The sequence below is a fragment of the Mucilaginibacter inviolabilis genome (assembly GCF_011089895.1).
Classification (GTDB): domain Bacteria; phylum Bacteroidota; class Bacteroidia; order Sphingobacteriales; family Sphingobacteriaceae; genus Mucilaginibacter; species Mucilaginibacter inviolabilis.
The window spans coordinates 3,344,045-3,356,835 of the sequence record NZ_JAANAT010000001.1; the positions used below are offsets into that span (position 1 = coordinate 3,344,045).

Below are 12,791 nucleotides of genomic sequence, written 5' to 3' on the forward strand. Positions count from 1 at the left end.
TTATAAATCACATATTGATAATTTTACGATACCTAAATAATAAATGTTGCCAATATTTTAATTTTTATAATTTAGTGACATCCGGCAAACATTATCTTTTTTTTAAACGAACATCTACAACCAATAAGTTAAAAACAATCAATTTTTATTTAATTTCGGCCCAACAGACCACCATACTGTTTTGATTACCATAAACATGAAGAAAGTAAGCTTTTTTATCCTGATTATTTGTTGTTTTACAACCAGCATTATAGCAGCGGCACAACCGGCGCCGGCTAATTATGCGGTTGCCTTAAGCAAGTTTAAACGGCTGTACAATGCCGGTCAGCCAGATAGCATATTTAGTATGTTTAGCTCCGAAATGAAGACAGCCTTGCCTGCCGACCAGTTCAAGAGCACCACACTCCAGTTAAAAACACAATTGGGCAATCTTACCGATGCCGATTTTATTAAATATGAAGCGCCATTGGCTTACTATAAAGCTACTTTTCAAAAAGGCACCTTTTTGTTGAACCTATCCGTAAACTCACAAACGCAGTTTACCGGTTTACTTTTAAAACCGTACCAAGCCCCTGCTGCTGAAACCGCTAAGACTGAACCAGTTTCAACTTTGCCTACCGACCCATCTGTTACAGAATCGCCGGTAACTTTAAAAACTTTTTCGGGATCTATTTCGGGCACATTGGCCATGCCTAAAAATGCTGCCGACAAAATACCGGTTGTTCTTATTATAGCCGGCTCGGGCCCAACAGACCGCGACGGTAATAGCCCTAAACTGGGCTTAACCAGCAATGCTTATAAAATGATAGCCAACGAATTGGGTAAAAACGGTTTTGCCTCCCTGCGTTATGACAAACGCCTGGTTGGCCAAAGCGTAAGTTCTACCAAAGAGAACGAGCTACGTTTTGAAGACTACGTTGATGACGCTGTAGGACTGATCAATATGCTGAATGACGATCAGCGTTTTTCAAAGATCATTATCCTGGGCCACAGCGAAGGATCATTGGTGGGCATGATGGCAGCTAACGGTCAGCCTGTTAAGGCTTTTATATCCGCTGCCGGAGCCGGAGACTCGGCCGATAAGATCATGACCGAGCAAATTAAGTCAAAAGGCGCCCTGATATCTGATGGTTTTAACCGCATGCTGGATAGCTTGAAGAAAGGCAAAACCACTGATAATATCGACCCTTCCCTTTACCCCTATGCACGGCCAAGCATTCAGAAATACCTGATGTCGTGGTTCAGGTATAACCCCATCCGTGAGATCAAAAAGATAAAAATACCTATCCTCATTGTTCAGGGTACAACCGACCTGCAGGTAACCGTGGCCGATGCCGAAAAACTAAAGAAAGCTAAATCAGACGCAGTGCTTGATATCATCCCGGGTATGAACCATATCCTGAAAGATGCCCCGGCCGATAAGGACAAAAACATAGCCACTTACAACGAACCCGAATTACCGCTAAAACCTGAATTTGTAAAAGCCCTGATCAGCTTTTTAAATAAGCAGAAATAAAACCCGTACAAAAAACTTTTTAAACCTTAATTTTTAACATTTTTCTGCTCAAAAACGGGCAAAAAATGCTCGAAAATTGACTCAAAACCATCGATTTTAACACTTTTTAACAAATTTTAAGATAGTTTTGAGTGGTTTTGAAAACTTTAAAAAGTATTAAATAATTGACATTCAAATAACTACATATAAAACAGTCGATTTTTGACCTGTTTTGTCCTTAACCAAACAGCCCGGTTCTCTGATCAAAGAGAACCGGGCTGTCGATTTATATAAATATACGAAAATTGAATCAGAAGCGGAAATGTTAAATCATAACGAACACTGAATCCTGAACTCCCAACATCGAAGTTTCTCCTTTGGGGCAGCCTCAGGGTCCCTTTCAGGAGACCCTGAGGGGACGAAAAATCTACCGGCTAAACCCCTTCCTCCCCTTCCCCAAGGAAGGAATCGCACATCCTCTGCTCCACCTTTAAAAGTTTTTCCTTCATTATTCGATATTCAACATTCTATGTTCGATATTAAAATCCTCCCTTTAGGGGGTTAGGGGGCTCACCACGCGCCCAGCAGTCTCCTGATCACAATGATCTCGGCAATATGGTAAGCCTCATGATCGGCGGCCTGTAAAACTTCGCGCAGAATGGTTTGTCCATCGCCGTGAGGTATTTTGCTGTACAGATCGCCCTTTTTAATCAGATCTATAAATTCCTCCCGGTCATGCTCTATCTGTTTTACCGATTTGTTCCAGGCTTCATCACTTTTGGGTGCCGTTTCTTTGGGCCAGTAATCATCCGGCCAGTTTGGCGACTCGTGACTGCCATCCTTGCTAAATTCCAGCATATCCCATTGGGCAATCCGGATGTGCTCTACCAGCTGCCAGATGCTGTAAGGCAGCTTATCGGGTTTGGCTCCTCTTAAATCGGCAGGTAAATCTTTCAGCGCACGTTTCAGGTCGGCGTGGGCATTGCCGCCATTCAGCAAGTGCAGCAGTTCATCTATTAGTATCTGGTGTTCTGTCATTATAATTAGTTTTTTTGGAGAGTAAGGATTTTTGGAACAAAGAGTAAGGATTTTTCTTTGCTTTCTTCAGCCTTTGTTCTTTGTTCCCAAAATCTTTACGCTCTCAATGTCTTTATTCTTTGTTCCCAAAATCCTTGCTCCTAAATAAAGTAACAAATTAATCTACGGTTTGATTTATATGCTTTAAATGTTTTAAGTTTATCGTGCATTATTAAAATCATTTTATCCCGTGATTATCAAAAATATATTCGTAAGGCTGGCCCTGGCCATTATTATTTTCCTTGTTGCCTTTACCGGCTGTAAAAAAGACATGGGCGGTGGCGGCAGCGGCGCACTGTTAGGTAAAGACGATGCGGCTTTTGCCACTTATGAAAACTCCTTCCTGGAGCATTTATGGAAGCTTGATCCTAATTGGGCTACTTCGGTAGGATATCATAAATACGATAGCTTATTGTACATACCCAGCGAGCAAACCCGGAGCAAAATGCTGGAATTTGTCAAATTCCAGATCGATTCTTTAAGTCGTTTTGAGGTGAATACGCTGAACGAGGGCAACCGTATTGATTATAAAATAATGCAAAATCAATTGGATTATACCCAATGGCAAATTGAACGCCTAAAATCATACGAGTGGGATCCGTCGTCCTATAACGTTATCAGCACTTTTGCCTATATGCTCAATGAGCATTATGCTCCATTGGCCAAACGCCTGCACAACTTTTATCAGCGCCTGGCCAGTGTGCCTGCTTATTACAAAGAAGCCGAAAAACAGGTTAAAAACCCGGTTACCGAACTTACCGCATTGGCCATTGATCAAAACCTGGGCGGATTGAGTGTAATTGAAAAAGACTTTGCCGACTCGCTCAAAAAAACCGATATCCCCAAGGCCGAAAGGAAACAGATGACCGATCGTGCGGCGCTTGCGGTACAGGCTATCAAAGGATATACCGATTGGTTAAAGGCATTGAAAAATGATCATCCACGCAGCTTCCGTCTGGGGAAAGATCTGTATGAAGATAAATTCAAGTACGAAAACGTATCGGCCAGCAACGGACAGCAAACCTTTAACGCCGCTATGCAGCGTAAAAAATACCTGCACAGCCAGATGGCTAAAATAAGCCGCGAGCTATGGCCCAAATATTTCGGCAGCAAAGCTATGCCGGGCGATACGCTCTTATTGATCAGGGCGATGATCGATACGCTGTCATCCAAGCACGTAAAACCTGATGAATTTCAGTCGGCCATTGTACAGCTGATCCCCAAGTTAAAAGATTTTGTAAAAACCAAGGACCTGCTTACGCTTGATCCAACCAAGCCGCTCATTATCCGTAAAGAACCGGGTTATATGGCGGGTGTGGCCGGCGCTTCTATGAGTGGCCCGGGCCCGTATGATAAAAATGGTAACTCTTATTTCAACGTAGGCAGCCTGGCCGGCTGGAGTCCGGAGAAAGCCGAAAGCTATTTGCGCGAGTATAATCAGTACATTATTCAGATACTTTGCATCCATGAAGCCGTTCCGGGGCATTATGTGCAGGGTGTTTATGCCAATAAAGCGCCCAGCATTATCAAATCGGTATTGGGTAATGGTGCCATGAATGAGGGTTGGGCCGTATACACCGAAGAAATGATGCTGGATAATGGCTATGGCAACAACGAGCCCGAAATGCGGTTGATGTGGTACAAATGGAACCTGCGCTCGGTTTGTAATACCATACTGGATTACAGCGTGCACAATAACGACATGACCAAAGAACAGGCTATTAAACTACTCACCGCCGAAGCCTTTCAGCAACAGGCCGAAGCCGAAGGCAAATGGAAAAGGGTAAGTGTAAGCAGTGTACAGCTAACCAGCTACTACACCGGCTACAAAGAGATCATGGATCTGCGCGAGGCCTACAAGATAAAAATGGGCGATAAATATAAACTGAAAGATTTTAATGAGAAATTCCTGAGCTACGGCAGCGCTCCGGTTAAGTTTATCAAAGAGGCCATGCTGGCCAAACCGGCTGCAAGTAAGAATTGAGGAAGGAGTCTTTTACCCCCACACATCAACTCCATGTCATTGCGAGCGTAGCGTGGCAATCTCTTCGCGTTCTCATCCATAAGAATAGCTACGAGATTGCTTCGTCGTTCCTCCTCGCAATGACATATCCGCTAAGAAATGGGAAATAATAGCCATAATATTTATGAATCAACTATTGACAAAAAAAGAGATAGCCCATGAATAATAAAAACTCATGGACTATGAACCATAAGCCATCACCCATGAACTATCAAATTCTTTTATGCTATACTAGGCGTAATGATTTTCGTAATGATGTATAATCTGGTGCTCCAGCTGGGCTAATACGTTATCTTCCAACTTTCCCTGGCAGCAAACTACATTGTGCTTGCTATCGTCCAGATCAACTTCTGCAATAACTTTACCCTGATCAACCACGCGGAATCGTCCTGCTTCATTCGGTAAAACGGCTACAATGCGTTCATCATCCTTAAAATTGATCAACACATGAAACTGGTGCTGTGGTATAAATGCTATTTGCTGTAACATAAAAACCCCCTTTCCGTTGTTAAAATATACTAATGAAATATAAAGAGCATTGATTACTATAAAGTTAACGAAATTACTTTTAAATAATTGTTATGTTTTACTGCATTTTTTGATGAAGATTTTTATAATAACTTTAGCACGCAATAAATACACTATGAAATATCTTTTTAGTCTGCTTCTCATACTCGGCATTAGTCTGTCGGTACAAGCTCAAAAAATAAAATTGGCCTTACACCTGGTTAAGGGCAATACGTACAATATGGTTACCAATACCACATCGGCCATTAAACAAACCGTTAGCGGGGTAGATAACCATATCGAGATCTCCATTAATGGCACAACCTCTTTCAAAGTATTGAATGCCGACGACTCATTATATTACATGGAGGTAAACTATAAAAGCCTGGCCTTAAAAATGCAGCTCCCCAACGGCCCCGTGAGCTATGATTCGCAAAAGAATGACCCTAACGATTTTATGTCGGGTATATTGGCCGGACTGGTGAACAAACCTTTTACAGCTACATTTACCAAAAGCGGCAGGGTAAAATCGGTAGAGAATGTAGAGAATATGATCTCGTCGGTACTGGACAGCTTCCCGCAGGTACAAGGCCCGCAGAAAGAGCAGATCAAAGCCCAGTTCCTGCAATCGTTCGGCGCCAAAGCCATCAAGGGAAGTATTGAACTGGCTACAGCTGTTTTCCCCGAAACACCGGTATCCAAAAATGATAAATGGACCATTAATACCAGTCTGGAAAGCGCCATGTCGGCCAAAGTGAGCACTGTTTACCAATTAGTCGACGTAACTCCCAGCAGCTATGTAATCCATGGCGAAGGAAAACTGGCTACCAATGCTGCCGATGATTTTAAACGAGTGGGTGATATGCCCATGAAATACAACATGACCGGTACTATGACTGCCGACATTAAGTTTGACAAGGTTACCGGTTGGATCAGCGAATCTAAAACCAAACAGGTGATCAGCGGTACGGTGAATATAAAAGATAATCCTAAAGTACCCGGTGGTGTCAGCTTCCCGATGAGTGTAGTGAATGAATCGGTAACTACGGATAAATAAAAAGTTTCTTTTTTTATAAAACGGGTGTCATGCTGAGCCTGTCGAAGCATGGTGGGCAGGGCCTCTACGCGCGATCCTTCGACAAGCTCAGGATGACAGGCCTTTTTTTGCTTTAGACAATTCGGGCAGCAAATCCCAATGTCCGTTAATTATCGCATCTTTCTTCTCCCTTCGCCATCCTTTTACTTGTTTTTCAAAAGCTATTGCTTGATTAACATCATTAAATACTTCATTAAAAACAAGCTGAACCGGTCGGCGTTTGTAAGTATAGCATCGGGGATTCTCACCCGATTGATGTTCAATTAATCGTCGTTCGATATCATTAGTTATTCCCGTGTAATAAGAACCATCACTACAGCGCAGTATATAAACATGATAATAATTCATCTCCTTCAAATATGTCATTAACTCAAATAAAGAAGTCCAAATAATCAAAAAATGGCTGTCATGCTGAGCCCGTCGAAGCATGGTGGGCAAGGCCTCTACGCACGATCCTTCGACAAGCTCAGGATGACAAGCCTTTCATCCTTTCAGGATTACCTTACTTAATTACCCACACGCCCTCCAAATACAGCTTATACCGCGTTGGCTGAAACTCGCCGTAGGCAAAAACAACAATTGTTTTATCTCTCTGGCAGAAGTATAGTTTCAGGTTATCGCTTCCATGGTATTGATGCAAAAAGCCACTATCGCGGGTAAAATTTCCGGTTTTGACGATGGATGCAAAATCATCATCGCCTATAAGCCCCTGCAGATCCTCAAAATCATGATTGATAAAATCATCAAATGCAATAGCACCTCCAAGGTTTGTTTTGGTATCCGGTTGGAAAGAGCGGGATATCACATCCTGTTCGTCCCCGTCAAAGATCAGTGATCCTATCTTCTCCTGTTTTGTGATCATGGCTTTTATTATTTAGTTTTTTTTCTCTACAATATAACCTTCTTTTTTAAGGTCGTTTATGATATAGGGTGTTTCATACTGGATACCTAAACCCGGTTTACCAAACCAGGGAATAATGGTACCCTGCCTTACATTGGGTATTGGTTTCAGTATGGTATAAACACGGTAAGGTGAATTTAGTGTTTTATCGGGTAAAGCACGCTGCGGAAAAGGCACACCTGTTTTGGATACAAAAGTGCCACGATCCTGAAACACACTGTCGGCATCAAAATAACCTCCGTAACGGTCAATGTCTATACCTGCTGGTAAAGTCACTATTTTCAGGTCGACCGCCCCGCGGTTTGGCGGCCAGCCACCGTTAAGGTTGTTGGCGGTAAAAAATTGTTCCAGTTGGGCCCATTTTTCCTCTTTCCAAAGTCTCCAGGCCGTGTCGGCCAGGGGTTTCTTGGTACTATCGGCAAAGTCCGATACCGATTTTACAAAATCAGCATAACTAACACCTCTTACCAGGCTGTTTTTTTCGTGACCCTTTGAATGATGCGGGTGGTGTTTTTGGGATACCTGTGCCTGTGCCAGGAAAGGCATCAGTAATACTGCGAGTAGCAGTAGTCTAATTTGTTTCATTTTTGTTTTGGTTTAAGTTGAATAATAATTAAATGCGCTATCTATATTGCGCAAAACGAAACTAAATATTTATTATTAAGCAACAATTGAACTTTTTATTCATTTTGTATTCTCAAAAGCCAGCGTTTATAGGAGTGCAAATCAAATTTTCGTCGCGCGGTGCCAACTCACCCCGTCTGCGCTTTGCTGGACGACCCTCTCTTCAGCTTCGCTGGAAAGAGGGTGGGGAAAATACGTTTGTCATGCTGAACGCAGTGAAGCATCTATTATTGAACTTTTCAATTGTAGAATAGATCCTTCGTTCCTCAGGATGACAAAAATTAAAAAGAAAAAAAACTCCCTCTTTCCGCCGCAGGCGAAGAGAGGGATGTCGAGCGCAGCGATGACAGGGTGAGTCGACTGCTTGCTAATTTGAATTGCACTATGGAGTTGATACTTTGTAAACTATGGAATAAAGTAATTTCTTAACTTCGCATCTATGTCACCAGCGGAAGCCAAAAACCAGATCAAGGCCTTAACAACCGAGTTAAAACAGCACAATTACAACTACTATGTGCTGGCCATGCCAACTATTGCCGATTTTGATTTTGATAAAAAATTAGAACAGCTGAACAAGCTGGAAAAAGAGTTCCCGGAATTTGCTGATCCGGATTCGCCGACGCAAAAAGTTGGCGGCGATATTACCAAGGAGTTTGTGACCTACCGCCACCGCTGGCCTATGCTATCGTTAGGTAATACCTATAACGAGCAGGAATTGCTTGATTTTGATCAGCGTATCCGCAAGGCTATCGGCGATAACTTTGAGTATGTATGCGAACTGAAGTTTGATGGCCTCTCTATGAGTTTAACTTATGAGGATGGTAAACTCCTGCGCGCCGTAACCCGCGGCGACGGCGTTCAGGGCGATGAAGTGACTGCCAACATACGCACCATTAACACCATACCCAAACGCCTGCACGAAGGCGGCGATTATCCCAGCTACTTTGACATACGCGGCGAGGTTTTTATGCACCGCAAGGCCTTTGAGCGCCTCAATAACGAACGTTTGGAGAACGGAGAGGTTGCATATGCCAACCCACGCAACTTTGCCTCAGGCACGGTTAAAATGCAGGATTCGGCTGAAGTAGCCAAACGTCCGCTGGATTGTTTTCTATATTTCCTATATACCGAAAAGCCCATATTTAAAACCCATTGGGAAAGCCTGCAGGCCGTTAAAAGCTGGGGCTTTCATACCAACGAGCATAGCCGTCTTTGTAATAATATTGACGAGGTATTTGAATTTATAACCAAATGGGATAAGGATAGGTTTGGTTTGAGTTACGATACCGACGGCATCGTAATCAAAGTAAATAACTATTCGCAGCAGCAGGAATTAGGCTTTACGGCTAAATCACCGCGCTGGGCCATAGCCTATAAATTTAAAGCAGAGCGCGTAGAAACCGAATTGCTGAGCGTAAGCTACCAGGTTGGCCGTACAGGCGCCGTTACCCCGGTAGCCAATTTAAAACCGGTACTGTTGGCCGGCACTACGGTTAAACGGGCCACGTTGCACAATGCCAACGAGATCATCCGTTTGGACCTGCATGAAGGCGATACCGTTTTTGTAGAAAAAGGCGGCGAGATCATCCCGAAGATCATCAGTGTAAACCCGGAGAAAAGGGCGCAGAACGCCGTACCTGTGGTATACCGCACCACCTGCCCTGCCTGCAATACCCCATTGGAACGCAAGGAAGGCGAAGCTGCTTTTTATTGCCCCAATGATGAAGGCTGCCCACCGCAAATTGTGGGTAAAATGCAGCATTTCATCGGCCGTAAAGCGATGGATATTGACGGCCTGGGCGATGAGACTATCGAAACCTTGTACGGGCGCGGGTTCATCAGCCACATCAGCGATATTTATAAGCTACATGAGCATGCCGATGAGTTAAAACAGATGGACCGCTTTGGCGATAAATCCATCACCAACATGCTGGATGGTATCGAGAAATCCAAGCAAATGCCTTTTGAAAAAGTGCTGTTTGGCCTGGGTATCCGCTATATTGGCGAAACCGTTGCCAAAAAACTGGCTATCCACTTTAAATCCATCGATGGACTGATGGCCGCCACCCCGGAAGAGCTGGTTACTGCCGATGAAATTGGCGAGCGTATAGCCCAAAGTCTGGTTGATTATTTCGCCGATGAAAAACACCGCGAGGAAATTGAAAAATTAAAGGCGCTCGGTCTGCAGTTTGTAGTCGAGATAAAAGAAGTAAAACTAGCCAGCGAAAAACTGGCAGGGCAAAGTTTTATTATATCTGGTGTGTTCGAAAAGTACTCGCGCGACGAGTTGAAAGATCTGATAGAGCAAAACGGTGGTAAAATACTGAGCAGCATATCGGCCAAACTCACTTATTTGGTTGCCGGCGATAACATGGGTCCCGCCAAGCTGGAGAAAGCTCAAAAACTAAATATCCCTATTATTAGTGATGAGGAGTTATTGGCGATGATTGGATAGATTTGAGATGTAAGATATGAGATTTGAGATTGCCGGTTAAGATCACCGGCATTTTCTGTTTTTAGTCAATTTCACATTATTTAACAAACCAGTGTTGTAACATTTAGTAAATAAATTTCATCTTAGTACAAACTACCTTACTACATGAAATTTACGTTACTATCTGTCTTGTTCTTTATATCGGGTATTTCTGCATTTGCCCAGCAACTTAACATCAGCGGCAAAATAACCGACGAGCAAAACAAGCCTATTCCTTTTGCATCTATTTACGTTAAAAACACATCCAAAGGAACCTCGGCCAATAGCGAGGGAGTTTATCAGCTGCAATTGAGCGCCGGTAATTATGAGCTGCAATACAAAGCGGTTGGTTATGGACAGCAAAGCCGGCAAGTAAACCTTACCGGCAACCAGGTAATCAACATCTCGCTCCAAACCGAAACCTATCAGCTTAAAACAGTAGCCATCCATGCAGGCGGTGAAGATCCTGCATATACTATTATCCGCAAAGCGATTAAAAAGCGTAAAACTTACCTCAACGAGGTAAAAGCCTACACCTGCGATATTTACATCAAAGGCCTGCAAAAGCTGCTGGCGGCGCCCAAAAAGTTTTTGGGTTTTAACGTGCAAAAAGCCGCTACAGAGGCCGGTCTCGACTCTAACCGCACGGGCATTGTTTATCTGTCAGAATCTGAATCAAAATATAGCTTTATACGGCCCGACAAAGTACATGAGGTACAGGTGTCCTCCAAAGTATCGGGTCAAAACCGGGCTTTCAGTTTTAACCGGGCATCAGATATGGCGGTTAATTTTTATGAAAACTTTGAAACCTGGGATGGCCTCAGCAATCGTCCGCTGGTATCGCCCATTGCCGATAACGCTTTATTCTATTATAACTATAAATGGATGGGCATCTCCGTGGAGAATGGCGAAACCATCAACAAGATACAGGTAACACCCAAGCGCGCACACGACCCTTGTTTTGAGGGTTATATTTATATTCTGGAGGATAGCTGGCGGTTATCGGCACTTCAACTGTTCATCACCAAAAAGGCCAATATCAATTTGGTTGATACCCTTAAAGTAAACCAGCAGTTTTACCCGGTGAACAATACTGCCTGGATGCCGGCCAGCAGTAAGTTTGAATTTACTGGTGGTTTGCTGGGCTTTAAAGTGGGTGGTTATTATATTTCGATATATAAAAATTATGATCTGAACCCCAGCTTTGAAAAAACCAATTTTGCCGAGGTTTTACGTATTGATAAAGGCACCCATAAAGATTCGACTTATTGGAACCTAGAACGCCCTATTCCACTAACCGATGAAGAAAAAACCGACTACATCAACAAGGATAAACTGGCCCGCAAGCGCGAATCGAAACCATACCTCGACTCGTTGGACAAGGCCAATAATGAGGTAAAGCCATTGGGAATATTACTCACCGGTGTTGATGTCCGCAACCGTTATAAAAAGGAAAATTTCCATTATGATGGCTTGCTGGGTTCGGCACTTTACAATACGGTAGAAGGTTTCGCCATCAACTATGGAGTGTCATACAGCAAGGTGATCGATACACTTAATCATCGTTCGCTTGCAATAGATGCCCATGTGCGTTATGGTTTTTCCAATCATTTGCTGAATGGTACAGCGGGAGCAGCTATACCTGTAGGGAAGCGGTTCACTCTGGGCATCCGTGGCGGATCCGACATTACCGACCTCAACAACCAGCAGCCGGTATCTACATTGGTTAACTCCCTGTATAGTTTGTTTGAGCGGCAAAACTACCAGAAACTATATCAAAAGCAATTTGTATCGGCCTCCTTATCTGGTCGCGTGGTGGGTGGATGGCTGGCAGGTGCAACCGTAGAGTGGGCCAACCGTAAATCACTGAGTAACACTTCTACCTATAGCTTTTTTAGTCCGCAGAACCACCAGTTCACCTCCAACAATCCTTTAAACCCGGCACAGGATAGTCCTTTGTTTCCTGAAAATCAATCATTCAAAATAGCTTTACGTACCAGTTACAATTTTAGCGACCAGTACGAAACCTACCCATCAGGCCGTAGGTACCTGCCATCAAAATATCCTACCATCGGTATAAATTATACCAAGGGCATAAAAGATATACTCGGGTCTGATGTAGATTACGACCTGCTGAGTGCCGACATATCCAAATCAGATATCGATATGGGTTTTTACGGCAAAACCTCCTTTTTTATAGGTGCGGGCAAATTTCTGAATGCCAATAAATTATATTTCCCGGATTATAAACATTTTGACGGTAACCAGTTATTAGCTTACACCCCAGGCATCAACCGCTTCTTGCTGTTAGATTATTACAACTTCAGTACCCCCGATAAATATGCCGAAGGTCACCTGGAACACAATTTTATGGGCTTTATCACCAACAAGATTCCCCTCATCCGCAAATTAAAACTACAGGAAATTGTGGATGTAAACTACCTATACACCCCCACCCTTAAAAATTACACCGAGCTGGGTTTTGGTTTGCAGTATTTAAATATCAGACTGATGTACGGTAAGTCATTCAACAGCGGCAGCAACACTAATTCGGCTATCAGGCTGGGAGTGAGTTTTTAGTATCAAGTAGCTAGT

At 43.3% G+C, this 12,791-nt stretch carries 10 protein-coding genes; 5 read left to right on the forward strand and 5 right to left on the reverse strand.

Annotated elements, in window-relative coordinates; translation table 11 throughout:
• Positions 1-196 precede the first annotated feature (196 nt).
• Entirely contained in the window at positions 197-1,516 is a 1,320-nt protein-coding gene (locus G7092_RS13715; RefSeq protein WP_166090206.1) for a serine aminopeptidase domain-containing protein, read from the forward strand.
• Between the two features lie 549 nt (positions 1,517-2,065).
• Here the strand turns inward: G7092_RS13715 and G7092_RS13720 are convergent.
• A complete protein-coding gene (locus G7092_RS13720; protein WP_166090209.1) occupies positions 2,066-2,533 on the reverse strand; it encodes a DinB family protein in 468 nt (155 codons plus the stop codon).
• A 229-nt stretch (positions 2,534-2,762) separates the two neighbouring features.
• Here G7092_RS13720 and G7092_RS13725 point away from each other — a divergent pair, with 229 nt between their 5' ends.
• The gene (locus tag G7092_RS13725) at positions 2,763-4,556 is read left to right on the forward strand and encodes a DUF885 domain-containing protein (protein ID WP_317169995.1); all 1,794 of its coding nucleotides are present in this window, start codon (positions 2,763-2,765) and stop codon (positions 4,554-4,556) included.
• A 270-nt stretch (positions 4,557-4,826) separates the two neighbouring features.
• Here G7092_RS13725 and G7092_RS13730 read toward each other — a convergent pair whose 3' ends face one another.
• Positions 4,827-5,084, reverse strand: a complete 258-nt coding sequence (locus tag G7092_RS13730; protein ID WP_166090211.1) for a hypothetical protein — start codon at positions 5,082-5,084, stop codon at positions 4,827-4,829.
• Between the two features lie 154 nt (positions 5,085-5,238).
• Here G7092_RS13730 and G7092_RS13735 point away from each other — a divergent pair, with 154 nt between their 5' ends.
• Positions 5,239-6,159, forward strand: a complete 921-nt coding sequence (locus G7092_RS13735) for a DUF6263 family protein (protein ID WP_166090214.1) — start codon at positions 5,239-5,241, stop codon at positions 6,157-6,159.
• A gap of 87 nt (positions 6,160-6,246) precedes the next feature.
• Here the strand turns inward: G7092_RS13735 and G7092_RS13740 are convergent, their stop codons facing one another.
• The 3 genes from G7092_RS13740 to G7092_RS13750 all read right to left on the reverse strand — a co-directional run bounded on the left by G7092_RS13740 (position 6,247) and on the right by G7092_RS13750 (position 7,684).
• Positions 6,247-6,564, reverse strand: coding sequence for a GIY-YIG nuclease family protein (locus G7092_RS13740; RefSeq protein ID WP_235953822.1), 318 nt, complete (start codon positions 6,562-6,564; stop codon positions 6,247-6,249).
• Between the two features lie 136 nt (positions 6,565-6,700).
• Complete coding sequence (locus G7092_RS13745) at positions 6,701-7,060, reverse strand: hypothetical protein (protein WP_166090216.1); 360 nt, start codon at positions 7,058-7,060, stop codon at positions 6,701-6,703.
• A gap of 12 nt (positions 7,061-7,072) precedes the next feature.
• Positions 7,073-7,684 carry a TNT domain-containing protein gene (locus G7092_RS13750; RefSeq protein WP_166090218.1) on the reverse strand — a complete coding sequence of 204 codons (612 nt, stop codon included), beginning with the start codon at positions 7,682-7,684 and terminating at the stop codon, positions 7,073-7,075.
• Positions 7,685-8,162: 478 nt separating this feature from the next.
• Between G7092_RS13750 and ligA the strand changes: the two genes are divergently transcribed.
• Together ligA and G7092_RS13760 are read left to right on the forward strand one after the other, a co-directional pair.
• Entirely contained in the window at positions 8,163-10,178 is a 2,016-nt protein-coding gene (ligA, locus tag G7092_RS13755) for an NAD-dependent DNA ligase LigA (RefSeq protein ID WP_166090220.1), read from the forward strand.
• A gap of 144 nt (positions 10,179-10,322) precedes the next feature.
• Positions 10,323-12,776, forward strand: coding sequence for a DUF5686 and carboxypeptidase regulatory-like domain-containing protein (locus tag G7092_RS13760; RefSeq protein WP_166090223.1), 2,454 nt, complete (start codon positions 10,323-10,325; stop codon positions 12,774-12,776).
• Positions 12,777-12,791 lie beyond the last annotated feature (15 nt).

Coding starts and splice junctions, on each gene's coding strand:
- G7092_RS13715 (WP_166090206.1), top strand. CDS start 197: ATGAAGAAAGTAAGCTTTTTTATCCTGATTATTTGTTGTTTTACAACC.
- ligA (WP_166090220.1), top strand. CDS start 8,163: ATGTCACCAGCGGAAGCCAAAAACCAGATCAAGGCCTTAACAACCGAG.
- G7092_RS13720 (WP_166090209.1), bottom strand. CDS start 2,533: ATGACAGAACACCAGATACTAATAGATGAACTGCTGCACTTGCTGAAT.
- G7092_RS13750 (WP_166090218.1), bottom strand. CDS start 7,684: ATGAAACAAATTAGACTACTGCTACTCGCAGTATTACTGATGCCTTTC.
- G7092_RS13760 (WP_166090223.1), top strand. CDS start 10,323: ATGAAATTTACGTTACTATCTGTCTTGTTCTTTATATCGGGTATTTCT.
- G7092_RS13730 (WP_166090211.1), bottom strand. CDS start 5,084: ATGTTACAGCAAATAGCATTTATACCACAGCACCAGTTTCATGTGTTG.
- G7092_RS13745 (WP_166090216.1), bottom strand. CDS start 7,060: ATGATCACAAAACAGGAGAAGATAGGATCACTGATCTTTGACGGGGAC.
- G7092_RS13740 (WP_235953822.1), bottom strand. CDS start 6,564: ATGACATATTTGAAGGAGATGAATTATTATCATGTTTATATACTGCGC.
- G7092_RS13735 (WP_166090214.1), top strand. CDS start 5,239: ATGAAATATCTTTTTAGTCTGCTTCTCATACTCGGCATTAGTCTGTCG.